The following is a 24342-nucleotide window of genomic DNA, read 5'->3' as shown; positions in this document are numbered from 1 at the left end:
CGCATTTTTTGGATTATTTTTTTGTTTTTCAACTACCAGCAGTGATATAGGTCATCCTTTAATCCATCCTCTTCTTCCTCTATTTTCCTCATGATTCTTCCTTCGGATATAAAATCATAAGAGTACATAAAGGATGCCTGCATACAGGAATCAATTGCTATAATTCCTTCATAAGTAACTCTCAGTCCCTCAGAGGCTCTATAAGTAAATAGCTCTGTCATTAAGGGTACAGACCAAGGATTATTGTTATGAGTTATAAATCCAAACTCCCTTAATAATATGAAATATTTGTTCATATTAATCTTTGTAATACCCAATAATCTTGCTACTTCTTTTAAAGTATAAGTTTTAGTTTTATCAAGCATAATAGTATGCTCTCCGATTTTAATTCTCTCTTTCATAAGTCTAATAATTTTCTGTGTTCATTATTTATTACTTCATTATCAAATTCCTTGAGGTATGCCTTGGTTACATTTAAATTAGAGTGGCCTAAGGACTCACATATAATATCTGTTGATACACCTTTATACTTCATAACGGTAGCATATGTATGTCGCACAACGTAACTGGTAATTCTCTTGTTAATGTTAGCTAACTCACCTATTTCCTGCAGCTTTTTATTATAACTTCTCAATGCCTTGTGTTTCCGATTAGCAATTTGTTGAGGATTCAAATTATTCTTCAGAAGAATGGGAAAAATATATTCAGTATCTGGCTTAGAATCCTTATAAGAGTTAAGTATTTTCAATGCAGGAGGTAATAGTTCAACGACAAAACGACCTTTAGTCTTTGACCTTTTATATATTATTTTATTGTCCATTATCTGACTCCACTTCAGTATCATAAGATCGTGGAAGTTTATACCTCTCAGATAGAAGGAAAACATGAAATAATTATGAGCATCGACTAAGTTAGGATGTTCAGTCAAATCAACATTTCGGAAGGACCTTAATTCTGAAATAGAAAGTGCTCTTTTATCAGGAGTAGGTTTCAGCTTGGAAATCCTGTATGATCTAAACGGATAATTTTCACTAGAAATGATTTTTTTATTTATCGCATCGTTATAGAGCGCCCTAAGTTGTCGGAAGCGAAATGCGATTCCTCCATCACTATTACCTCTTTCTCTCATAAACAATTCAAATTGCTCTAAGAAGGAAGGTGTAATATCTCCCCAAGTTAAATCTCCTTGTTTAAATTTAGATAATACCTGTTTAGTCTGTTTGAATGCATCAGCACTTCCTATCCTACCTGATCTTATTAAAATTCTTTCCTTTTCATTGAAGTGATCCCATACATTATTTGTTCTTAAGGTTTTCCCTTTAAATTCGGATACTACATCGTCAAGTGAGTACTCTTTTCCACTACTTATGAAATCATCTATAATATTGTTTATTCGAAGCTTATATCCAGCTAAAATGTTATTTCTCTTACGATAGTTGGGATGATTCTTTTTGAATTCTTGGTCTTCAAACTCCTCCTCTTTCGCATTTAGTTCTAATCTTATATACTTTACCTTTTTATCTTTTATGATCCTTAAGAGTACTGGATATTGACCATTACTCAGTTTCCTCTTTCTGAGGATAATTTTAGTAGTTATCATAAGTCTTGGATTTAAATTGTTGAAATTGCAGAAACTGCGGAAACTGTTAACTCGCATTTCAATAGGCTAGTTTATACTTCCCATGAGAAACTTTAATAATCAGTTTTTCTTTTCTCCATTTAACTAGCTTTTCATCGAGGCTTCTTTCACTGATAGTTAACTTTTTGGCAGATTCTAAAGCCTGCTTCCGTGTAAAGGTTTGGCTAAGACTTGAAAGTAACCTATTATCAATCTCCGAGAGACCATCAGAATTGATATTTTGTAAAACAGTGTTTGCATGGTATAGCAGCTGTTTTACAAGAAATAAGGCTGAATCAAAATCTTCATCATTACAGGTAATGCTTTCGGCCAATTTTAATTCTTCTTTATCTGCTCTTACTAAGGTGAGAATCATACATAGACGAAAAAGAACTAAACCATGTCTTTTCACATTGGAAGTGAAACTCGCCGAATAATTGTTTTTCACTATTTCAAAAATTGTATTCATTTCAGTATTAAATCTGCACATTTGGTCCTCTGTTAAAGCAAACTGAATCTTTTCATTCTCCCTGGTAACTAAAGCATCATACATATTATAGACATGCATGGAGGCCTTTTCAAATAGAATTTGTTTTTTGAATCCCACATTCTGGAAGACATCTCTCCAATCTGAAATTTCTTCGAAGAAATAGAATACGATTCGGCTGAAAAGACCATTATCCTTAGATTTAATTAAAGGCATCAGTTGATCTGGCGTACCAGATAAAACCAGAGAAAGTTTAGGTTCTCTGATCTCCATGAAAAGCTTTTCTACCTTTCTACTAATAGATATAGATTCATGATGAAAAGCTTTTCTTAGTACGTCAGAAAAATTACCCCAATCCTGGTTTAACATCGCAGAAAGAGTATCTGCTTCAGACTCTATTATTAAACCACCATAATGTGCATTTTTAATTATCGAATAGATTTCAGCCGCACTTATATTACCGGGAATCACCTTGGTTACTATTGGCGGGCAGGGTTCTTTTTCTTTCTTTCCTTTGTTTGCCGATTGGCAATCTTCTAGATTACTTAGACTGTTTTCAATTATTCTTTTATGAATAGGTTCTATTAATAGTTTGGCATAATTCATCACTCCCTTCCCGGAGGCAGGAGGAGCAATTATCATAACATATAAATTGGCAGATACTGGTTTTCCATCATACTCGCCAAACACATTTGGTAAACAACTGCTTAGTACGCCCAAACTGGACAGTAATACTATATCCTTTTCTCTACCTTTAAATTCCCCTGTAAGGCCTTTTAACAATGGAGGTAGATTCTCATAGATTTCGTTATCAAATTCAGTATTATTCATTAGTTATTTATTGTTTAGTTACTAAAGCTTCCTTCTGACTTATTCCTCTCAAGAAATGATTCCAAATCACTTCTTTTGAAGTAAATCAATTTGTTGTTTGGTTTAAAATGTGTGATTTTTCCCTGTGATGTAAGTTTGTACAGGTAAGACTTACTTACATCAAGATAGATTCTAGCTTCATTGAAGCTGAGAAAATTTTTATGAGAAGAAGATTGCCTTAATAACAGATCTCGAATCTCAACAAGAATATTATACATAATTGCAAAAATTTGAAGCCATCACTTGTGGCTTGATTATTAATGCAACAAATAACCTTAGAGATAATCTTTACTTAAAAATACTTTACCTATACCCTAGACAAGGTAAAGGTTTAAAGACGAGAAATAATTATGTCTATATCTGTGCTCCTTTCTGGCACAGAAGTTTTATTGGATTTAGATTGCTTTATATTCTTTAACCTGTTTCCATTAGTAGTTCTGAAAACATGGTAAATACTACGGTTAAAATGTGTACTTGAAATATCTTTAATATGACCTTCGGAAATTAAACTTTCCAGTAGGTAAAATAAGCTTTGCTTATTGGTATGTTTATTTTTGGCTTTAACCAACCACTTAATTCCTTCATCGACATTTTGACTATTAAAGGCTTTCCGGAAATTATCTTTCGAAGTAGCAATAAAAGGAGGATCTTGAACTAACATTTCATATAATTTATCGAGCTTGTTCAGCTTCTCCTCCTCGGTACTCCCTGTAACTTGAAATGAGAAACAGCTTTCTTGCTTAGCTTCAAAATTTTCCTCTTTACCGAAGAATTTAATGGTTTCTTTAATTTTGGAAAAAATAGGTTCTAGAAAATTGAACTCTTTGTACGCCCGTTGAGCTTCAAGCTGCTCAATTTTTCGTAAGTAAAAATCCGAATTGTACCTTTCCTCTAATTTCTGGGAATTAAGTTCTATAAACTGTTGAGTTTTTCTTCTCTGATAAATAAGTTTTGGTTTTATTTCTGTTTCAAATGAGTATTTATTAATACCATCGTAATCCTTGGTACATATAATATGATTTTCTTCATCAATCTTATATATATCTTGCTCATCAATCAATCCCTTTTTAAATTTTCTCCAATCTTTATATATGTCCTCCTCTAAATATTTATCAAAAAAGGCGAAGGGATGTTTTTCTGAACTTTTCATAATTAAATATAAAGAGTAATCATTAACAGTAAAAAGAAAGTATTTGAAAGTTTCACCATAGTTTCACCAAGAGAAATAAAAAAAGCCCTGCATCTCTGCAAGGCTTTACTTTCTGAGTGGTCCCACCTGGGCTCGAACCAGGGACCACCTGATTATGAGTCAGGTGCTCTAACCAACTGAGCTATGGGACCTGATACTTGTTCGTATCGCGAGCGCAAATTTAGATAATTGCAGCTTATACACCAAACAAAATATTTCTATTTTTCCTGACAGAGTTCCACCAGCACTCCGTTGGCATCCTTTGGATGCATGAATGCAACGATCTTATTATCGGCTCCTGTTTTGGGCTGATCATTCAATAATCTAAAACCTTCTCCTTTAAGTCGTTCAATTTCAGCTCTGATATCATCTACATAGAAGGCCATATGATGTATACCTTCCCCGCGCTTTTCTATGAATTTGGCAATGGGACTTTCAGGATTGGTTGCAGCGAGTAATTCAATTTTGCTCTCTCCTATTTTAAAAAATGAGGTTGATACGCCTTCGCTTTCTACAGTTTCGGTCTTATAATGTTCTGCCCCGAGGACCGCTTCATATATTTTGTTAGCCGCGTCAAGGTCTTTTACCGCAATTCCTATATGTTCAATTCTCTTCATTTACTTCGGTTTGGGAAAACAAATATCCATAATTATTGTTATATGATTCAAATTCATTTATATGCCGAAGAATCACAGTTAAAAATTTTACTTTTGTAGCATGGAAGAAACAAACAGACAAAAGAAGATAGGTGGATTATTGCAGAAGGACCTGGCGGATATCCTACAAACCTCACTCAGGGATAGTGGCAGGACAGGAATCCTGATTTCTGTTTCCAAGGTAAGAGTGACTACAGACCTTTCCATAGCAAAAGCTTATGTAAGTATATTCCCTTCTAAACACCAGGAAGAAGTGATTAAGGAGATCAACGAGAATAAGTCTAAGATAAAGCATGAAGTGGCCCAGCGTACCAAACATCAGCTGCGCAAGATGCCCGATCTTAATTTCTACATCGATGATTCACTGGAGTATATAGACGGGATTGAAAAATCCATAAAAGGAAAGGAAAACCCAATTACCAATCCCGATCTTTTAGACAAGCGGAAAAAATCTTAATTTGAAGTTCCCCCTCTACATCGCCAAACGTTATTTGTTCACAAAGAGCAAGAGCAATGCGATAAACATTATCACCGTTATCGCGGCGATAGGAGTTTTTGCCGGGGCTTTCTCTCTATTTATCGTTCTAAGCGGTTTTTCAGGGCTCCGGGATTTCAGCCTTTCCTTTTCTAATGAATTCGACCCCGATCTAAAAGCTTTTCCACAGGAGGGAAAGATCCTTAAGGTTTCTGATGAGCAAATAGTGAAACTGCAGGAAATTGAAGGGATTGAACAATTCAGCAAGATCATTGAAGAAAGGGTCATACTCAGCTATAAATCCAAAACAAATCCTGCATATATAAAAGGAGTTGATGAAAATTACCGAAGGGTAAATCAAATTGACAGCTCCATAGTTTTTGGCACCTGGCTTACCAAAAGCGAGCCGCAGGTAGTCATCGGCAACGGACTCTCAAGATTACTGGACGTAGGAACTTTCAATTATCAACACCTCCTAAAGATAATGGTTCCCATCCCCGGAAAGGGACAAATCACCCTGACCAATTTGAATGATGCATTCAATACCAGACAGGTGATCGTTAGTGGGATCTACAGTGTGAATGAGGAGCTGGATGATAAATATGTATTTAGCAATATTGGTCTTGCAAGGGATCTCCTATCCATGAAAGAAAGCGAGTATTCAGCTATAGAATTCAAATTAAAACCGGAAGCATCTATAGAAGACGTCTCAGAAGAGATTAACGCAGTTTTTGAAGGAAAGGTTCTAATCAAAACCAGGGCAGAACTTAATGACGCCTTGAATAAGATGCTGAATTCTGAAAACCTTTTTGTCTATCTAATTTTTACCCTAGTCCTTACCATTGCTCTTTTCAACGTAGTAGGTTCTATTATCGTGATGATCCTGGATAAGCGGGAGAATATCAAAACTCTCTTTAGCCTTGGCGCCACGCCAAACCAGATCAAGAATATCTTCTTTATGCAGGGCATGCTCATGACCAGTCTTGGCGGAATCATAGGCCTTATTTTTGCCATTATCCTGATATTTCTTCAGATGAATTTTGACCTGGTTATGATCACGCCAAACCTTCCATATCCGGTTCAGATGAAAGTGCAGAACATTCTCATCGTTCTGGCAACAATATTTACTCTGGGGCTTATTGCATCGTATATTGCAGCAGGAAGAAGTAAAAAGGTGCTCAATCAGGCGAATTCGTAGTCAGAGAATTCTCTTTCCACCTCATCAAAAGCCTCGAAAACATCTTTTGAATCATCGCTGGTTACCATTTTCATTCGGTATTCTTTAAAGTGTGGGATACCTTTAAAGTAATTGGTATAGTGACGGCGGGTTTCAAACACTCCTAATTTCTCACCTTTCCAGTCGATCGCCATTTGCAGGTGTCGGCGTGCAGCGTCAAGCCTTTCTTTCATAGTGGGTGGAGGCAAATGCTCTCCCGTTTCGAAGTAATGCTTTACTTCCCTGAAGAACCATGGATAACCTATACTTGCCCGGCCTATCATAGCACCGTCAAGACCGAATTTATCACGCATTTCCATAGCTCTTTCAGGAGAATCCACATCTCCGTTACCAAAAACAGGAATATGCATACGCTGATTGTTCTTAACTTCGGCAATAGGCTTCCAGTTGGCCTCTCCTTTATACATCTGAACACGGGTGCGGCCGTGGATCGAGATTGCCTGGCAACCTACATCCTGAAGTCTTTCAGCTACCTCAACGATCTTTATGGAATCGTTATCCCAACCAAGACGGGTCTTTACAGTAACTGGTAGTTTGGTATGTTTAACCATGGCTTCGGTTAGCTTCACCATAAGGTCAATATCCTTCAGAATACCGGCTCCTGCCCCTTTAGAGACAACCTTTTTAACCGGGCACCCAAAGTTGATATCAATGATATCTGGACCAGATTTCTCAACGATCTCGACAGACTGAAGCATTGAATCCAGGTTAGCACCAAAGATCTGGATACCAACGGGACGCTCCTTTTCATAAATATCAAGTTTCATGGTACTTTTCGCAGCATCGCGAATAAGCCCTTCCGAAGAAATGAATTCGGTATACACAACATCGGCGCCCTGCTCCTTACATAAAGCACGGAACGGCGGGTCACTCACATCTTCCATCGGTGCCAAAAGCAACGGGAAGTCTCCTACATCTATATTTCCAATTTTTGCCAAATCCTCTGTTTTTCAGGTGGCAAAATTACTAAATAAAATGTTTTGATTAAAAATGGAGCCTTAAAGTCTTATTCCATGATCTGCTGTTCCTTCAAACGACTGCTCTCTTCGGCATTTATTGTACGATTGTTGTCATTAAGTTTGAAGTTTCCGAATTTATAGGTAAGTCCGAACCGGATCATTCTTGATTCTGGTTTTGCAAAAAACGCGTTATTCTGATTGAGATATTCAGATCTTAAAGGAATATTCATCGAATTGAAAATATCGTCAACATTCATGGTGGTAATCAAACGGGAATCGAAAAAGCTTTTTCTCAGGCCAATGCTTATTCCATACTGTGCCTCTTCGTAATCGTATGATCCTGCAATAAAATCAGGTAAATACGATCCTGTTAATTCCCCAATAAAGCTACCATCTTTTGAAAGAGTGAACTGGTTGTATGCCTGAAGATACATGCTCGTCACCTCATTGGTAACAGTCTGACCATTACTTTCAATTGCATAAAAATCATTCTGAAGCTTATACACCGAACCGTAAGCATACAGATACCACCAGTCGTTAAGATAACTGTAATACATTACATCCAGGCTGAACTGCTGATCAAAATCCATATTCGCATTCACGTAGCGCAGGGTTCTGGCATCATTGTCCTGAAATGGAAGAACCGCTATGGCATTATCACCTCTTTCCCAGTAAAGATCGAAGGAAAGTTTATTTTTATAGGTGTAGTTTAAATTAATCTTATTGGTGATGGCCGGTTTCAGATCGGGATTTCCTTCCTGGAAATTATTTTCATTAATAAAATAGCGATAGGTATTAAGGCTCTGAAACCTGGGCCTAGTGATCCTTCGGCTATAATCAAGCCCCAGGGAATGATTTTCTCCAGCCGAATACATCAAATAGAAGGTTGGAAAAAGTTCAAAATACTCCTGGGTATTCACAATTCCAAAATTCTCTGAATTTCCTTCCACATCGGTAAATTCACCTCTTAAGCCTCCTTTTACACTTATTTTCTCCCAGTCTTTAGTGAAACTGGCATATGCCGCATAAATATTTTCATCATAATTAAGATCATCAGAGAGGCCAGCAACAAATTGCCTTGAATCCGTATTGGTATCGAAGAAATCCTGACCGCTATCCGACTTTAAACCGGAATATTTTAGACCGGTCTCAAGATTTACGCTTCCCATGGGAGTTGTAATATCCATTTGCCCGGTATAAATCTGGCTCTTTTGATCGGCTATAGTGAAAAAAGAATTGTCATTCAAAAGGTTTCCCCCGGCGGAAAAATATTCGGTCATCAAATCCTGGGTCCCGTTATTGGTATAATCAATATAATTAGCCACAGCAGAAAAAGAACCTCCATTCTCTCCAAGGCTGGTATTATATGAAGCACTTAGAAGAATATTATCTGTATCATTCTCCAGTCGGCTATCGGTTGTGAAAAGGGAATCCAGAGAATTCTGTGGATCATATATCTCCGTACGACCGTCAATATCTGAATCAGACTTTGGAGTCAACTGAATATTTGCACTGAAGCTTAGGCTGCTTTTCTCGCTTAAAGTAAAATCAAGAATAGTATTCAGGCTATGTGAAAGATTCTTCGTGTTCCTTTCAAAATCGGTAAACCAGAAGGAATCAGTATTACCGTTAGGCCTGAAAAATTCTATTTCTGTTTCGTCTTTCTTATAGATGTTTCGGTAATTAAAATTATAGCTGGCATAAAAATTAAGCCAGTCGGTCTTATAATATTGACTGGTTCCAACATTATACTTTGGTACCACCGCGATAGTATTGGAAGCATTCAGACTTCCTTTATAACCAATTGAAATATTTTTGGAGGTTTTGATGTTCAAAATGGCACCGCCTTCCGCATCATACTTTGCAGGAGGATTGGTGATCACCTCAACAGATTTCACATTGCCGGCGGAAAAGCCTTCCAGTAACTGCTGCAGCTCCCTGCTGGTGAGGTAAACCTTTCTATCATTAATATATACGGTTGCAGGACGGTTCTTGACCAGTAGCTGTCCCTGACTGACTATAACCCCGGGGGTTCTTTTTAAAATTTCATAAGTATTTCCAGTGGAAAGAGTAGAATTCTCAACATCAAAAACGATCCTGTCTACCTGTCGACTTACCTTTGGTTTTCGGGCATTTACTGTGACCTCATCCAGGGCATCAGAAGAAACTTCAAGCACCACTGGCTTCAGGCCGGTATTGTTCTGAATCTCTATTCGCCGGAAAGCATCCTTATAGCCCACAAAAGTTACCTTAAGCAGGTAAACTGAATCCTCAACGTCCTTCAGATAGAAAGTTCCGTCTTCTTCCGAAATAGTGCCTTTATAAACGCTGGTAGAATCCTGTGCGTTAAGCAGGATCACATTGGCAAAGGCAACACCTTCATTATCCTCGTTAATAACGCTCCCGTTTACAGAGCTTTGGCAAATAACCATATAAGGAAAGAGGAAGCATAAGAGGGGGGTGAACTTGAATATTTTCATGAATGGTTAAGTCAGTTTTTGGCAAAAGATTAACAAATATAGAGTTTCTGAATTTTTAAGCAATGATTTTATCGCTTATCATTCTGAAACTAAAATTGTTAAAAATTTTGCTTTCCCTAAGTTAACCGGTTCCCGTATAATGATTATTCTTTTATCGCATCATACAGAACCTGCTGTATCTTCGTTCTTGTATTCAGCTTATACAATCTCGTATTATCTCGTGTAGGAAGAACCCTGTTGGAAAGAAAAATATAAAGAAGCTTTTCTTCCGGATCCACCCACACCATTGTTCCTGTAAAGCCTGTATGACCAAAACTGTATTTGCTGGCATCTTTGGCCGTGTTATTGTCCTCCCCCTGGTATTCCAGGTTTGGTTTATCAAAACCCAGAGCTCTTCGATTATCATTATCGGGGAACTGCGTCCTGGAGAATTCTTTGAGCGTCTCTTCTGAAATATACCTTTGCCCGGCATACTCCCCATAATTAAGGTACACCTGCATTAGCTTTGCGAGATCGTTTGCATTTGCAAAAAGCCCCGCATTGGCCGAAACTCCCCCCATCATAATTGCGCCCTCATCATGAACTCTTCCATGAATAGGTCTATGTCTGAAGAAAAAATCACTTTCTGTAGGCACTATCCTATTAAGTGGGAATTCTTCTGAAGGATTGTAAGTGAGCGTCGTTGCCCCCAGTTTATCATAAAAATTCTTATTGATATAACTTCTAAAATCTTCACCCGTAATTTCCTCTACTATAGAAGGCAGAAGATAGAAGACCAGGCCCGAATATTTATATTTAGCCTCATCTTCAAGCGGTGACTTTTTTATCGCTCTAAAGATCTTTCTCTGGTAGTTACGATGAAGCCAAAGCTCATCGCTGATCTTTACCGGAAACCTGGCTGAAGAATCCTTTTTGAAGGTGTTCCATTTATAACTACCGTTGTTTCTTAAAGTATTCTTCCAGTACGGGATCCATGGCTTGAACCTCGCCTGGTGAGCTAATATCTGCCTGAAAGGAACACCTGCTTTATTGGAATTTCTGAAGTAAGAAAGGTAATCGTCGATCCCCGCATTCAGGTCAAACTTATCCTCGTCATAAAGTTTCATCAAAGCCGGTAAAGCCGACGAGATTTTAGTGACCGAGGCAAGGTCATACAGATCATCCTTCTTTACTTTTATGGTATCGCTGTACTTATGCAGCCCATATGATTTATACATAACTACTTTTCCGTCCCTGGCAACAAGGATCTGACCCCCGGGAATAGCTTTGGCGTTAATAGCTTCGTTCATTAGTGAATCGACCTGAGGATATAAAATACTAGAATCCATTCCAGCATCCTCGGGAGTGGTATATTTGAACCTGTTGATAGGATTTGTTTCAAGCCCATCACCCATTTTAAACTTTTCGCCAACACTTACAGGCAGTTTTCCGCTGGCACCTATTCCTCCAAAAATAAGCTGGGCTGTCATTTCCTGTGTGGTTTCAGAATCCTGGTAGGCTTCAATTAGAACCGGAGACTCCTCAATTTCGTCTAATTTGTTAATTACATAAGGGTTTTTAAAAAGGCTGATGACTGTATTTTCACTTTCTGAAAGTTCTTCAAGGAATTCCTGAAGTTCTTCAGATATGCTAACCGAGTTTCTTGGGTATTTGCTCTGGTCATGAACCCCTGCGATTACCAGGTTATACTTCTCCAGCTCTTCTTTTACTGAATCGATTTCCGATTCTTTAGCCTCAACAGGCAACTGAAAATGCTTAACGGCTGTATACAGGCTCAGGGTTTCCTGGAATACAGTTTCATCTTTTGCTCCAATAGAGACAGATGCGATCTTCAGGGTATCCAGCTCATTTAATGGCAGGAGATCATTTTCATTTTTAAGAAGCGTAAGTGAAGCCTCCACAAGTTTCCTGTTTAAAAGCTTCGCGTTGGGAGTGTTCAATTCCTCAACAATTTCTTCAGTTTTAGTAGGACCATAATTATTCAATCCCACCCATTGCTTTACAGCAAGTACTTTTCTTGTGCGGGCATCTATTTCTTTTTGCGTTATGATACCGGCCTTAATAGCATTTCTAATTTCCTTGATGGCACGCGGAACATCTTCGGTAAACTCCAAAAGATCATTCCCGGCCACAATAGCTTTTTTATCCACTACACCCGGTTCGTTGCCCTTGGTCACCCCTTTCATGTTCATCGCATCGGTCACAATAAGCCCTTTGAAACCAAGCCTCTCTTTAAGTATTCCGGTTATGATGGGTTTAGATAATGTGGAGGGAACTCCCGTAGAATCCAGGGCAGGAATATCCAGGTGAGCGACCATAACACCGCCTATCCCTGCATCGATCAATTCTTTAAAAGGGTACATTTCCAAAGAATCCAGCCGCTCCATAGGATGGTTTATCTGAGGCAGGGCATAATGAGAATCGGTATCGGTATCGCCATGACCCGGAAAATGCTTCGCAGTGGTAAGTACCTTATGGTCCTGCATTCCCTTCATATAGGCTATGCCTTTAGAAGTCACATTCTGCTTATCTTCTCCAAAAGATCGGTAATTGATAACCGGATTGTCAGGATTATTGTTGACATCAACCACCGGCGCGAGGTTAATATGGAGTCCGGTTCTTTTTACCTGTCGAGCCACTTCTTCCCCCATATTATAAATAAGGTCATCATCCTGTATAGCCCCAAGCGCCATCTGGAAAGGATAGCTTATGGTATTATCAAGTCTCATTCCCAAACCCCATTCAGCATCTATGGCGCCGATAAGAGGCACCTCAGCAGCCTGCTGATAATCGTTCATCAGTTCAGCCTGAGTTTCAGGGTCACCCTGAAAGAAGATAAGGCCTCCTATCTTTTGCTCTTTAATAAGTTGCAGTATTTCCTGCTTATGCTCCTCTCCCCTGTTGGAATATGCTGCAACAAGGATGAGCTGGGCGATTCTCTCATTCGGTGTCAATTTCTTCATGATGGAATCTACCCATTTGCTGTTCTGATATTTCAGAAATTCAGGTTCTGATAAATCGGAACTCTGAGCATTCAACTGAAGACTTAAAAAAAGTCCGGTGAGGACAAATAGAATTGGGGTCTTAACTCTCATTTTTCTTTCGCTTGATTTCAAATTTTTATTTCAGACTTTTATATAAATCTTATTTCTGTCTAACCAGTATCCAAGCAACCACATAAGTAACATATAACTTAACGCAAAAGCCAGGGATGCATTATAATCTGTAAGCCAGCTTAAATAGGCTTTTTCATAAATCCAGGGTTTCAATGGGGTGCCGTTAATCCAAATTACATTCATCAGCATGACTACAAGTCCCGACATTATGAATATAAATAACGGATTCTTTCCAAAGGCTTCAAAAAAATAGGTCCCCCTTTTGAAACCCGCAATTTCTATAATTAAGATGAGCAGTCCCAATATTATAAGATCCCACCCTATACTATAGATAACGAAACTACTTGTCCATATTCCTTTATTTATAGGAAAGTAGATATCCCATATCTCTCCCAGAACTAATAAGACAAACCCAAACCCGGCCAGAAATAGAACCGTTTTTAATTGGTTCCCGTATTTTTGGATTAATTTTCCGGCAGCAAAGCCTGCAATGACATTTACTATTGCCGGAAAAGTACTTAAAACACCTTCAGGATCAAAAGGCACTCCAAAACCTTTCCAAAGATTTTCTTCAGGGAAAATAAGGAGATCGAATTTTAATGCGGCATTATTCTCAAGACTATAAGGATCTGGATGATCTCCAAAATACCACAATACGGCCCAGTAGGTAAGTAAAATTGCCCCGCTTAGCCATAGTGCCTTTTTCAGTTTTAAGTAATGAAGTATGATGGATGCAAAAAAGTAACAAAGGGCAATTCTTTGCAGAACTCCCATAATGCGCATATTTGTAAGGTCCTTTAGCAAAAGCTCTCCATTTTCCCTGTAAACGAAAGGAAAAGCGTTTAAGAAGAGTCCTATCATAAATATGAGAATCGTCCTTTTAACCACCTTTTTCCAGAAAGCGCCAACGCCCCTTGCCTCATACTTTCCAAGACTAAAGCTCATGGCGTTTCCTATGACAAAAAGAAAGGTGGGAAACACCAGGTCGGTTAAAGTAAATCCATGCCAGGCGGCATGCTTAAATGGGGAATATATAGTGGACCAGCTCCCGGGAGTGTTTACCAAAACCATAAGGGCAATCGTTAATCCTCTTAGGATATCGAGAGAAAAATAGCGCTGTTGTCCCATCTTTTTAATTCTTTACTCCTTCAATAAAAAATTCTTCCTAAATTATAGTATTGCAAGCAATTTATAAAAATATAAATTTCGTGTAAATATTTGATCTTTTATAAAATTTTACAAAAAGTATTTTTCAAAACGTTTTTTTTACATAATTTTAATTCCGAACTATTCACTTTCTTTAAAAAAGCTTATTTTGAGGCAAAAAGCGAATTGTTTAATCATAGAAATACCAATGGCTAAAAATTTACAAGATTTCCTGGTCACAGAGGAGCAAATTTCCAAGATCAATAATGTTGAAAGGAAAAAGTTCCTTCAGAAGATAAAAATCATCAAACACCTTTTTTTGAATGGGGAAACCTCCAATGCAGATATTTGTACTCGTTTCAATGTAAGCCTGCCCACCTCAATGTCTCTTATCAACCAGCTGAAAGAAGCCGGGATTGTTATTAAAAAAGGACAGGGAAAGTCTGAAGGAGGAAGAAAACCAGATCTTTTCGGGCTAAAGGAACACTTGTTCTTTGTGTTGAGCATTCATATTGAACGTTTCAGCATAAAGCTGGCGGTGATAGATAACAATCATTCCATCATTGCTGAAAATACCATTGAAACTGAAATATCTCCAAACTCCAATATTGTTGATGCGCTTCATTCGTGGTCTGAAGAACTTCTGAAAAGTGCCAAGATTAAAAGAGACCAGATTATGGGTGTAGGGATAAGTATGCCCGGATTGGTTTCTACGGAAGAAGGTAAAAACTTCACTTATTATCTCACCGAACAGGAGCCAGAGTCCCTGAGAGATAAATTTGAAAAGACCTTCAAGAAACCTGTGGTAATTCTTAATGATGCGAAAAGCGCATGTCTGGCTGAATTCAGATACGGCCTGGCCCAACATAAGAAAGATGTTCTTGTAATTTCCATGGACTGGGGTGTAGGCCTCGGTATCATTATGGGTGGTAAAATGCATTCAGGCGCGTCTGGATTTGCCGGAGAATTTGGGCATATCCCGATGGTAGAAGATGGTTTACTATGTCATTGTGGAAAAAGGGGTTGTTTGGAGATGGAAGCTTCGGGACTTGCTTTGGTAAGAAAAGTAAAGGAAGGACTCGAGGCAGGAGAAACTTCGATCCTGAGTCAGTTAATGACTGAAGAGTTCGAAAAGCTGGAGCCGGAGGTTATAATCGATGCTGCTAATAAAGGAGACCAGTTTGCTATAAATGTACTTTCCGAAATAGGAATAAAACTGGGAAAAGGTATTGCCATTCTTATACAGATATTCAATCCTGAATTAATCATACTGGAAGGTAAAATTTCAGAAGCAAAGCAATTCATTACCACTCCAATTCAGCAGGCAATGAATACTTACTGCATGATGCAGTTAAAAGAACGCACAAATATCGAACTCTCAAATCTTGGTCGAAATTCCAGCCTGTATGGTGGGATTATAGCGGTGATGGAAGACATCTTCAAAGACCAGATGGACCTTATAAAATCTGAAATTAATAACTAAATAGAATTATTTAATAAACTATGGCCAGACTTAATCTTTTAGAAGAAACCAGGTTCGAAAAGCTGCCGGTTAGTGTGTATGAGGATGAACATATTGCTTCTAAAAAGGTAGCTCATCGAATTTCTGATATAATAAAAAGCAAACAACGCCGGGGAGAAAATGCCGTTCTGGGCCTTGCCACGGGTGCTACACCTGTTGAAGTTTACGAGGAGCTGGTTCGTCTGCATAAAGAAGAAGGTCTTAGTTTTAAAAACGTCATCACCTTCAACCTTGATGAATATTATCCTATGAATCCTGAAGCAAAGCAAAGCTATGTCAGGTTTATGGATGAACAACTATTCAATCATATTGATATAAGAAGAGATAATATTCATATTCCCGACGGTACTCTGGAAAAGGATGATATTGCGGAATACTGCCTGGCTTACGAACAAAAGATCTCAGCGGTAGGCGGACTGGATCTTCAGGTACTTGGAATTGGTAGAACAGGTCACATTGGTTTCAATGAACCGGGATCTGCTCCAAACTCCGGTACCCGACTGGTAACGCTGGACGATCTTACCCGAAGGGATGCTTCCAGGGATTTTGGAGGAAAAGAGAATGTGCCAACCAAGGCAATCACCATGGGAATCGGTACCATCTTCAAGGCAAGAGAAATAATCCTGATGGCCTGGAGCAAGAAAAAAGCGCCTATTATCAGAAAGGCGGTGGAAGGTGAAATTTCCAGCAATGTTCCGGCAACTTATCTGCAGTTATCCGATAATGTAGAATTCATATTAGATAAGGATGCAGCTTCTGAACTTACAAGATTTAATACTCCCTGGCTTGTAAAAGATTGCACCTGGGATGCCCAGCTTATAAAAAAAGCGGTTATCTGGTTATCACGTGAGGTGAATAAACCAATTCTTAAGCTTACCGAAGAAGATTATAATGCCAACGGAATGGCACAATTGGCAACCGAACAGGGGCCGGCATACGACATAAATATTCATGTTTTCAATCAGCTTCAGCATAGTATTACAGGCTGGCCGGGAGGTAAACCAAAGGCTGATGATTCTCAACGCCCCGAAAGAGCCAAACCCGCGAGAAAACGCTCCCTTATTTTTAGCCCACATCCAGACGATGACGTGATCTCCATGGGTGGAACCTTCATAAGACTTGTAGACCAGGGTCATGATGTACATGTCGCTTATCAAACCTCAGGAAATACCGCTGTTTGGGATACCGATGTGTTAAGGTATGTTGAATTTGCAATAGATTTCAACCAGAGTATTGGAGAAGATACTGCTCAACTTGAGAAAACCTACGAGAAAATGCGCAAGTTCATTGAGAAGAAGCAGCCCAATGATCTGGATATGAAAGAGGTTAGAAATGTAAAGGCTTTTATTCGAAAAAGTGAAGCAATTGCGGGAGCACGTTATGCAGGGTTGCGGGATAAAAACATACATTTTATGGCCCTCCCATTCTACGAAACGGGAAAAAGGGTAAAATATCCTGTTACCGAAAAAGACGTAAAGCACACCATGGATCTTTTACAGGAAATCAAACCTCACCAGGTATTTGCGGCTGGTGACTTTGCCGATCCTCATGGAACTCATATTGTATGTTTCAGGATAATCCTGGAAGCCTTAAAAAGACTACGGGAAACCGAAGACTGGACCAAGGATTGCTGGTTATGGATGTATCGTGGTGCCTGGCAGGAATTTGAGGTTCACGAAATTGAAATGGCCGTTCCACTTTCTCCACAGGAAGTCCAGAGAAAACGACATGCTATTTTCCAGCATCAATCACAGAAGGACCGTCCCGTATTTCCGGGCGATGATGAAAGGGAATTCTGGGTTCGAGCTGAAGAAAGAAATAAGGAAACAGCTGTTCACTATCATGAATTAGGACTGGCAAATTACGAGGCCATGGAAGCCTTTGTAAGATGGAAATTCTAAAAGGATGAGAATATCATTTTCTATTTTAGGGATTTTCATCCTTCTTCTAACGGCCTGTAGCCCTAATCCCTACAGGAAGACCAATAGGATTCATAAAAAACAACTGAAACGTTACGCTAAGGAATTGCGAGTTTTCCCCATGGAACAGGAGGATTCCCCTTCCCAGGTGAATTACGGCCCCTACCCTGTGGGCACTACAAATTTCAATCTAAGGAGACCAAATTATGTGGTTATTCATCACACTGCACAAGACTCCGTAAGACAGACACTGAATACCTTTACAATTCCAAGGACCCAGGTAAGCGCCCATTATGTGATTAGTGATAAAGGTGAGGTTTTTCATATGCTTAATGATTATTTCCGTGCATGGCATGGCGGAGTGGGAAAATGGGGGAATAACACCGATCTCAATTCAACCTCTATAGGAATCGAGCTGGATAATGATGGTGATGAAGAGTTCACCTATGCCCAGATAAACAGCTTGTTAGATCTTTTGAAGAATTTAAAGGAGAAATATGGCATCCCTACAGAAAATTTCATAGGCCATTCAGATATAGCGCCCACCCGAAAAGTAGATCCTAATGCCAATTTTCCCTGGAAAAAACTTGCAGAGGAAGGTTATGGGCTTTGGTATGATACCGAAGAGGTTAAGAAACTCCATTTGGATAAGGATACGATTCGGGATGAAAGCATAAAATCTAATGACACTTTAGATCTCAGGACCCAACCATTACCAAAGCAAGCTATAGATAGCTCTTTAATCGTTCCTCAAAACTTTGATCCCCTGCTTGCTTTAAGGGTCATAGGCTATGACATTTCAGATCCCGAAGCGGCTATCAAAGCTTTTAAGCTTCATTTTATTCAGGAAAATATAAATGCAGAATTCACAGATTATGAGCTGAAGGTGCTTTATAATCTTTATCAGAAATATTTATAGTCAGGACATACATAATGGCACATATTAAAAGAATCATAATTCTTATTAATTTACTGGGATCCAGAATAAAAAGAAATATAAGTCTGGTCCTGCTCCTAATCTTGCTATTATCGGCATTTGGGGTCTATGCTCAGAATTTTAGATTCGCTCATGTTTCAGATACCCACATCGGTGCAGGGATATCGGAAGAGGACCTTAACCGCACAGTTTCTGATATAAATTCACAGGACAGTCTCGATTTTGTAATCGTTACCGGGGACATCACCGAAATGGGAACCGATGAAGAGCTTGCCCTGGCAAAGGAAATCCTGGAAAAGTTAAATATCCCTTACTATGTTGTCCCGGGAAATCATGATACAGGCTGGTCAGAATCTGGTGGAGTAACATTTATAACTGAATTTGGATATGACAAATTCAGTTTCGAACATAAAGGATACAAATTCATTGGCTGCGCTTCAGGGCCTTATGTAAGGATGTCTGACGGACATATTCCAAGGGATGCAATAGTCTGGTTAGACCAGGTTCTTAAGAAAACGCCTAAAGATCAGCCAATCATTTTTGTGAATCATTATCCAATAGACAACAGTCTGGATAACTGGTTTGAAATCACCGAAAGACTGAAGGAGTACAATACTCAGTTCGCCATTTGCGGTCATGGCCACCGCAACAAAGCTTTCGACTTTGAAGGGATTCCCGGGATCATGGGCCGCTCCAACTTAAGAGCTAATAAGGAAGTGGGAGGTTATAACATTATTGAAGTGACCAATGAGGTTGCAAATATATATGAAAGAACTCCAGGCGGTGAGACCCATAAAGCATGGAATAGTGTGGAACTGGGCAAAAGAAATTATAAGGTAAGATCAGATTATGAAAGGCCTTCCTATAAGGTGAATGACTCCTTTCCACAGGTACAGAAGGCCTGGGAATATCATTCTGATGCCAATGTAATCTCCACCCCTGCCGTTACTAACGGAAAAGTGATCTTTGGTAATAGCACCGGGCTTGTTGAAGCATTATCTGAAGACACAGGGAAAAAGATCTGGAATTTTGAGACCAAAGGAGGGATCTTCTCCTCTCCGGCGGTCTATAAGGACAATGTAATTCTCGGCTCAGGTGATGGGAATATATATAGTCTGAATTCCGAAAATGGAAGCCTGAACTGGAAATTAAAGTTTGAGGCATCTGTCCTTGGTTCACCAATAATAAACAAAGGAGTGATCTATATAGGCGGGAGCGACGGAAGTTTCAGAGCCATTGATGCCAGAAACGGTAAAGAGATCTGGAAGTTTTCGGGACTTAACGGACCAGTGGTTAGTAAGCCGCTTATTTATGATCATAAGGTAATCTTCGGTGCCTGGGATAAACATTTGTATGCTCTGGATATAAAAACCGGAGAATTAGCCTGGAAATGGACCAATGGTTCAGCAAACCGGATGTTCTCTCCTGCCATGGTAATTCCGGTAGCTGCAAATGGCTCAATATATATTGTTGCTCCAGACAGGTTTATCACTGCTATAAATGGCGAAACCGGAGAAACTTTATGGCGTAGTAATGAAGCAAAGGTGAGAGAATCTGTGGGGATTTCAAGAGATAAAAAGAGCCTTTATGCCAAAACCATGAACGATACCCTTGTAGCTTTCAAAGCCCTTGGAAAAAACTCTGAATTATCATGGAAAAAAGACCTTGATTATGGCTACGATCATGTCCCTTCGATGTTGATCGAGAGAAAAGGAGATATTTTCTTTGGGGGTCGAAACGGCGTGGTATTTAGTGTAAATACAGATCAAAAAGAGGTCAATTGGAAGTTCAAAATTGATAATTCTATGGTAAATACCATAAATCTTCTATCACGAAAAAAACTTGTAGCCGCGACTATGGATGGAAAGGTCGTGCTATTAAAATGGAAATAGTTTTAGTTAGGTTAATAATTGTGTTAATTAAAAACCCCCGAAGGATTTTCCCCGGGGGTTTTTGCTTTATAAAACTGAACTATTAATTAAAATTCCGGAGCTCTCCGCTCATTCTTCTGAAGAAATCTTTGAAGAACCATCAGTAAAAATATCCTCTTCGCTTAGGTATATAATCTGATTGTTTTCCTGATCTAACACCCTTTTCGTTCTTAAGTATCGGTTATAATTATAATCATCAAAATCAGATGCAGTGGTGTCAAAATTGCTGATATGCACCTCTCCCATTGAATGGATGAATTTATTATCCCCTATCCACATTCCAACATGTACGACTCTTTCTGAGGTAGAGTTTGTTGCCGGCCTTCCAAAGAAAAGAAGATCACCGGCTATAAGATTTTCAAAGTTTCTGGTGGTATCTACCAGTTTCCCGGTATGAACCTGTTGGGAGGCATCCCTTGGCAAGACCATTCCGTTAAGGAAATAAACGGTTTTGGTAAAACCACTGCAATCCACTCCTTTAGGCGATGTGCCTCCCCACAAATAAGGAAGTCCCATCAGTTCTTTACCTGTTTCTACCAGACTTTCTTTTTCCTGGTCTAAAGAAGTGAGCCATTCAGCGTAAGGCTTGGCTTCAGATTTGTTTACAAAAGCTTTCTTGCCATTGGGATACTTTGCCTCATAAAAAGCATTTTGTTCGCTTACAAGCTCTAAAACGTCCCCGGCAACAAGATCGCCTACAACTGGAGAAGACGAATTAGCTTCTTTATAAGAAGCGCCAAAAGCTTCAAGGAAGATAAGTTTATCTGTTTTCTTCCATTCCGAAAATTCTTGCTTAGTCATATTCTCTATTCCGCCATAATCCACCCATGCCAGGTAATCATCCGGAGTCTGTACATAATACCAGCTTCCCTCCTTTTTATAGACTTTTAACGGCATCCCCATGGTAGCCTGTGTAACCAGCTGGGCCGAATGCTTGGGTTCATCGCGAAGGTTAGCAACAGAAATCTTTACCACTCCCATGGTTTTACCTTCAAGGCCTTTTTCATCAGGCAACATCTGAATACTGTCAGCAAACTCAATATTTTCAACTTTAAGCCTGTTCTTAAGATCCTCAACAGCATTGGGCAGATTAGATTCTCCTTTCAGGATATAAGCACCCCCTTGCTTTTTGGTTTCGATATCAAACAAGGCAACGCGACCATCAGGAGCATATTCCTTCTTTACCTCAGCAATTACCGGATCGGTTTCGTTAATCTCTTCCTCATGTTTTTCCTCACACGACGCCAGGATCAACAGCATTAACAGGAACAGATAATTCAGTCTCTTTATCATATGTATGTTCATTTTATTCAAATTTTATCAGTTTAGCACCCGTTCCATTACATTCGGGAAAATGTACTTTTTCATCGTAAACCTTTACTCCATCGGCAACATCAGATTTCAATAACATGGCTCCATCCATATCCACGTAATCCAGTAAAGGTAATAAATGTGCGATTGCCGAAATACCCACGGTAGATTCTGTCATACAACCAACCATTACCTTTAAGCCCAATTCGCGAGCCTGTTTTACCATTCTTTTTCCGGGAGTAAGGCCCGTGCATTTAGTAAGCTTTATATTCACTCCGTGGAAATAGGAAGCGCATTTCTTCACATCCTCTTCCACGATGCAACTTTCGTCTGCAATAAGAGGCAATGCCGATTCCTTATAAAGCTTTTTCATGCCTTCAATATCTTCGGGATGCAAGGGTTGCTCCAGAAATTCCACGCCCAGATCTTTAAGCTTATAACTGTTTTCTATGGCCTGAGAAGCTGTCCAGGCAGCATTGGCATCAAGCCTGAAAATGGCATCAGTGTGTTTCCTTAATTCCTTTACTATTTCCACATCATGATCGGTCCCAAGCTTGATCTTATAGAGTGCCCATGGAAATTCCTTCATTTTCTGGATCATCATTTCCACAGAATCTATTCCAATAGTATAATTCGTCAGCGGTAAATCTTCAAGTTTTAATCCCCACATTTTGTAAAGTGGAAGCTCATTTCTTTTTCCATGCAGGTCATGCATTGCGATATCAAGGGCACACTGCGCGAACGGATCATTCTTTAAGTGGGGAAAGGTAAGCTCCCATAGTTCTTCAGGCGAAAGCTGAATATTTTCGGCTACTATCTTTTCTACTCCTTTTATTGAAGCTATCATTTTGTCGACACTCACTCCGTAATATGAGGTTGCTGCAGCCTCACCGTATCCGGTATAACCTCCATCAGAAAGCGCCACGATCAGGCTAGGCTGAAAATCCCTGGAGCCATGACTAATGGTAAAAGTATTTTTTAATTCAAGTTCAAAAGGATAATAGTTCAGCTGCATTGCATTTCATTATTAGTCTATAATTAATGGAATCCAGGTCTTTTATCATATAACCCCCATAGACCTAAAAACGTGATCGTCGCATTCACCAGTAAAATCTCAAATCCGAATTGATATCCATAAAACCATTCAGCTGAATTAAGATCTAGAACAATAGAAATCACAGGCGATAAAATACACACAACAGGCACAAAACGATCCTTGACCGGCCGCTTTGTAAGCAGCCCGAAAGCAAACAATCCTAATAACGGCCCGTAGGTGAAGCCCGCCACTTTAAAAACCGCGCTTACTACACTAGTATCATTAATAGCATTGAAAATAATGATAACGATAAACATCAGCAGAGTGAAACCAATATGAACCAGCATCCGGGTCTTTTTCTGATCGGTCTTTTTCTTTTCTATATCCAGGATATCTACACAAAATGAAGTGGTAAGAGCTGTTAATGCAGAATCGGCACTGGAAAAAGCGGCTGCTGTTATTCCCAGTAAAAAAACGATTCCGGCCAAAAGTCCGAACTCATTCAAAGCGAGTAATGGGTAAACTTCATCACTACGTTCGGGTAAGCTTATCTGTTGATCTATCGCAAATTTATATAAAAGCACTCCCAGGGCCAGAAATAAAAGAGTTGAAAAGAAAAAGGTCAATGAAAACCAGAAAATATTCTTTTGGGCATCACTTTTATTCCGACAGGTAAGATTCTTCTGCATAATGTTCTGATCTAGACCATTCATGGCGATGGTAATAAAGATCCCGGCAAGAAAGGTTTTGTAAAAGTTCCTGTCTGACCTCCAATCCCAGTCAAAGATCCCAGACATTTCACTTTTTGATACTACACTAAAAACTTCTGCGGCCTTTAAATCCATATGATTCACTATCACCACAATACTGATAATTACCGCAAGTAACAGGAATGTAGTTTGAAGCGTATCGGTCCATACAATCGTTTTGATCCCGCCTCTATAAGTATAAAGCCATATTAAGGCGATGGTAGTAAGAACAGTAACATAAAAAGGGATTCCAAATGCGTCAAAAAAAGCTATTTGCAATACAACGGCCGCCAGGAATAACCTGAAAGAGGCACCTATGGTCTGCGAAATAATGAAAAAGGAAGACCCCGCGAGATAAGATCTTTTCCCGAACCTGTTCTTCAGGTATTCATAGATTGAAACCAGTTTCAGCTTATAAAAAAGTGGTATAAGCACGAGTGCTATCACTGCATATCCCACCATGTTACCCATCACAAATTGTAAATAGGTCCAGTTTGAATTCCCCACTTCTCCCGGGACCGAAATAAAAGTAACTCCTGAAAGTGTGGCTCCCACCATACCAAAGGCTACCAGGAACCAGGGAGACTGCCGGTTGGCAGTAAAGAAGGTGACGTTGTCGCTTTGTCTTGAAGTGAAATAGCTAATGGAAATCAATAACAAAAAATAACCGGCTATTACACTAAAAACCAGAATGGGGCTCATAT

General features: G+C 39.2%; 19 protein-coding genes and 1 tRNA gene. 6 read left to right on the top strand and 14 right to left on the bottom strand.

Annotation, left to right across the window (positions count from 1 at the left end; translation table 11 throughout):
* Nucleotides 1-32 precede the first annotated feature (32 nt).
* The 7 genes from NE848_RS09890 to mce all read right to left on the bottom strand — a co-directional run bounded on the left by NE848_RS09890 (nucleotide 33) and on the right by mce (nucleotide 4781).
* Nucleotides 33-401, bottom strand: coding sequence for a hypothetical protein (locus tag NE848_RS09890; protein ID WP_252112998.1), 369 nt, complete (start codon nucleotides 399-401; stop codon nucleotides 33-35).
* The gene (locus NE848_RS09885; RefSeq protein ID WP_252112996.1) at nucleotides 398-1600 is read right to left on the bottom strand and encodes a site-specific integrase; all 1203 of its coding nucleotides are present in this window, start codon (nucleotides 1598-1600) and stop codon (nucleotides 398-400) included. Before NE848_RS09885 ends, NE848_RS09890 begins: the two co-directional genes overlap by 4 nt.
* Before the next feature lie 58 nt (nucleotides 1601-1658).
* Nucleotides 1659-2936: a DUF3987 domain-containing protein gene (locus tag NE848_RS09880; protein WP_252112994.1), complete on the bottom strand. Its 1278-nt coding sequence runs from the start codon at nucleotides 2934-2936 to the stop codon at nucleotides 1659-1661.
* A 14-nt stretch (nucleotides 2937-2950) separates the two neighbouring features.
* Nucleotides 2951-3193, bottom strand: a complete 243-nt coding sequence (locus NE848_RS09875) for a helix-turn-helix domain-containing protein (protein ID WP_252112992.1) — start codon at nucleotides 3191-3193, stop codon at nucleotides 2951-2953.
* Nucleotides 3194-3306: 113 nt separating this feature from the next.
* Entirely contained in the window at nucleotides 3307-4125 is an 819-nt protein-coding gene (locus tag NE848_RS09870; protein WP_252112990.1) for a hypothetical protein, read from the bottom strand.
* Between the two features lie 117 nt (nucleotides 4126-4242).
* A tRNA-Ile gene (locus NE848_RS09865) sits at nucleotides 4243-4316 on the bottom strand.
* A gap of 66 nt (nucleotides 4317-4382) precedes the next feature.
* A complete protein-coding gene (gene mce, locus NE848_RS09860) occupies nucleotides 4383-4781 on the bottom strand; it encodes a methylmalonyl-CoA epimerase (RefSeq protein ID WP_252112988.1) in 399 nt (132 codons plus the stop codon).
* Between the two features lie 100 nt (nucleotides 4782-4881).
* On the opposite strand from mce, the gene rbfA reads away from it, so the two are divergent.
* A complete protein-coding gene (gene rbfA, locus NE848_RS09855) occupies nucleotides 4882-5277 on the top strand; it encodes a 30S ribosome-binding factor RbfA (RefSeq protein ID WP_252112986.1) in 396 nt (131 codons plus the stop codon).
* Nucleotide 5278: 1 nt separating this feature from the next.
* Nucleotides 5279-6493, top strand: coding sequence for an ABC transporter permease (locus tag NE848_RS09850; RefSeq protein ID WP_252112984.1), 1215 nt, complete (start codon nucleotides 5279-5281; stop codon nucleotides 6491-6493).
* Here the strand turns inward: NE848_RS09850 and dusB are convergent.
* The 4 genes from dusB to NE848_RS09830 form a co-directional block, all read right to left on the bottom strand.
* On the bottom strand, nucleotides 6478-7470 hold the full coding sequence (gene dusB / locus NE848_RS09845) for a tRNA dihydrouridine synthase DusB (protein WP_252112982.1): 993 nt from the start codon (nucleotides 7468-7470) through the stop codon (nucleotides 6478-6480). The genes NE848_RS09850 and dusB overlap by 16 nt on opposite strands.
* Before the next feature lie 68 nt (nucleotides 7471-7538).
* Nucleotides 7539-9971, bottom strand: a complete 2433-nt coding sequence (locus NE848_RS09840; protein ID WP_252112980.1) for an outer membrane beta-barrel family protein — start codon at nucleotides 9969-9971, stop codon at nucleotides 7539-7541.
* A 143-nt stretch (nucleotides 9972-10114) separates the two neighbouring features.
* Nucleotides 10115-13066, bottom strand: a complete 2952-nt coding sequence (locus tag NE848_RS09835; protein WP_252112978.1) for a serine hydrolase domain-containing protein — start codon at nucleotides 13064-13066, stop codon at nucleotides 10115-10117.
* A 30-nt stretch (nucleotides 13067-13096) separates the two neighbouring features.
* A complete protein-coding gene (locus tag NE848_RS09830; RefSeq protein WP_252112976.1) occupies nucleotides 13097-14215 on the bottom strand; it encodes an acyltransferase family protein in 1119 nt (372 codons plus the stop codon).
* A 226-nt stretch (nucleotides 14216-14441) separates the two neighbouring features.
* Between NE848_RS09830 and NE848_RS09825 the strand changes: the two genes are divergently transcribed.
* Genes NE848_RS09825 through NE848_RS09810 form a run of 4 tightly spaced genes read left to right on the top strand, consistent with a single transcriptional unit; the run spans nucleotide 14442 to nucleotide 20503 of the window.
* Nucleotides 14442-15716, top strand: coding sequence for an ROK family transcriptional regulator (locus NE848_RS09825; protein WP_252112975.1), 1275 nt, complete (start codon nucleotides 14442-14444; stop codon nucleotides 15714-15716).
* Between the two features lie 20 nt (nucleotides 15717-15736).
* The gene (gene nagB, locus NE848_RS09820; protein ID WP_252112973.1) at nucleotides 15737-17656 is read left to right on the top strand and encodes a glucosamine-6-phosphate deaminase; all 1920 of its coding nucleotides are present in this window, start codon (nucleotides 15737-15739) and stop codon (nucleotides 17654-17656) included.
* A gap of 4 nt (nucleotides 17657-17660) precedes the next feature.
* Nucleotides 17661-18593 carry an N-acetylmuramoyl-L-alanine amidase gene (locus NE848_RS09815; protein ID WP_252112971.1) on the top strand — a complete coding sequence of 311 codons (933 nt, stop codon included), beginning with the start codon at nucleotides 17661-17663 and terminating at the stop codon, nucleotides 18591-18593.
* A 14-nt stretch (nucleotides 18594-18607) separates the two neighbouring features.
* Complete coding sequence (locus NE848_RS09810; RefSeq protein WP_252112969.1) at nucleotides 18608-20503, top strand: outer membrane protein assembly factor BamB family protein; 1896 nt, start codon at nucleotides 18608-18610, stop codon at nucleotides 20501-20503.
* A 108-nt stretch (nucleotides 20504-20611) separates the two neighbouring features.
* Here NE848_RS09810 and NE848_RS09805 read toward each other — a convergent pair whose 3' ends face one another.
* The 3 genes from NE848_RS09805 to NE848_RS09795 are packed head-to-tail and all read right to left on the bottom strand — an operon-like array spanning nucleotide 20612 to nucleotide 24340.
* A complete protein-coding gene (locus NE848_RS09805) occupies nucleotides 20612-21847 on the bottom strand; it encodes a C40 family peptidase (RefSeq protein WP_252112967.1) in 1236 nt (411 codons plus the stop codon).
* 1 nt (nucleotide 21848) lies between these two features.
* On the bottom strand, nucleotides 21849-22868 hold the full coding sequence (locus NE848_RS09800; RefSeq protein WP_252112965.1) for a dipeptide epimerase: 1020 nt from the start codon (nucleotides 22866-22868) through the stop codon (nucleotides 21849-21851).
* Between the two features lie 23 nt (nucleotides 22869-22891).
* Nucleotides 22892-24340 (bottom strand): sodium:solute symporter, encoded by a 1449-nt coding sequence (locus tag NE848_RS09795; RefSeq protein WP_252112963.1) that lies wholly within the window; start codon nucleotides 24338-24340, stop codon nucleotides 22892-22894.
* Nucleotides 24341-24342 lie beyond the last annotated feature (2 nt).

This window comes from Gramella jeungdoensis, assembly GCF_023805255.1.
Classification (GTDB): Bacteria; Bacteroidota; Bacteroidia; order Flavobacteriales; family Flavobacteriaceae; genus Christiangramia; species Christiangramia jeungdoensis.
The sequence above is the reverse complement of the archived record's forward strand: the minus strand, read 5'-3'. Positions and strand labels throughout refer to the sequence as shown.

Bases quoted from the DNA above. Each gene is read 5' to 3' on its own strand.
- NE848_RS09795 (WP_252112963.1), bottom strand. From the start codon at position 24,340: ATGAGCCCCATTCTGGTTTTTAGTGTAATAGCCGGTTATTTTTTGTTA.
- NE848_RS09830 (WP_252112976.1), bottom strand. From the start codon at position 14,215: ATGGGACAACAGCGCTATTTTTCTCTCGATATCCTAAGAGGATTAACG.
- NE848_RS09810 (WP_252112969.1), top strand. From the start codon at position 18,608: ATGGCACATATTAAAAGAATCATAATTCTTATTAATTTACTGGGATCC.
- NE848_RS09815 (WP_252112971.1), top strand. From the start codon at position 17,661: ATGAGAATATCATTTTCTATTTTAGGGATTTTCATCCTTCTTCTAACG.
- NE848_RS09870 (WP_252112990.1), bottom strand. From the start codon at position 4,125: ATGAAAAGTTCAGAAAAACATCCCTTCGCCTTTTTTGATAAATATTTA.
- NE848_RS09875 (WP_252112992.1), bottom strand. From the start codon at position 3,193: ATGTATAATATTCTTGTTGAGATTCGAGATCTGTTATTAAGGCAATCT.
- NE848_RS09825 (WP_252112975.1), top strand. From the start codon at position 14,442: ATGGCTAAAAATTTACAAGATTTCCTGGTCACAGAGGAGCAAATTTCC.
- NE848_RS09800 (WP_252112965.1), bottom strand. From the start codon at position 22,868: ATGCAGCTGAACTATTATCCTTTTGAACTTGAATTAAAAAATACTTTT.
- NE848_RS09890 (WP_252112998.1), bottom strand. From the start codon at position 401: ATGAAAGAGAGAATTAAAATCGGAGAGCATACTATTATGCTTGATAAA.
- rbfA (WP_252112986.1), top strand. From the start codon at position 4,882: ATGGAAGAAACAAACAGACAAAAGAAGATAGGTGGATTATTGCAGAAG.
- mce (WP_252112988.1), bottom strand. From the start codon at position 4,781: ATGAAGAGAATTGAACATATAGGAATTGCGGTAAAAGACCTTGACGCG.
- NE848_RS09835 (WP_252112978.1), bottom strand. From the start codon at position 13,066: ATGAGAGTTAAGACCCCAATTCTATTTGTCCTCACCGGACTTTTTTTA.
- NE848_RS09885 (WP_252112996.1), bottom strand. From the start codon at position 1,600: ATGATAACTACTAAAATTATCCTCAGAAAGAGGAAACTGAGTAATGGT.
- nagB (WP_252112973.1), top strand. From the start codon at position 15,737: ATGGCCAGACTTAATCTTTTAGAAGAAACCAGGTTCGAAAAGCTGCCG.
- NE848_RS09840 (WP_252112980.1), bottom strand. From the start codon at position 9,971: ATGAAAATATTCAAGTTCACCCCCCTCTTATGCTTCCTCTTTCCTTAT.
- NE848_RS09805 (WP_252112967.1), bottom strand. From the start codon at position 21,847: ATGAACATACATATGATAAAGAGACTGAATTATCTGTTCCTGTTAATG.
- NE848_RS09880 (WP_252112994.1), bottom strand. From the start codon at position 2,936: ATGAATAATACTGAATTTGATAACGAAATCTATGAGAATCTACCTCCA.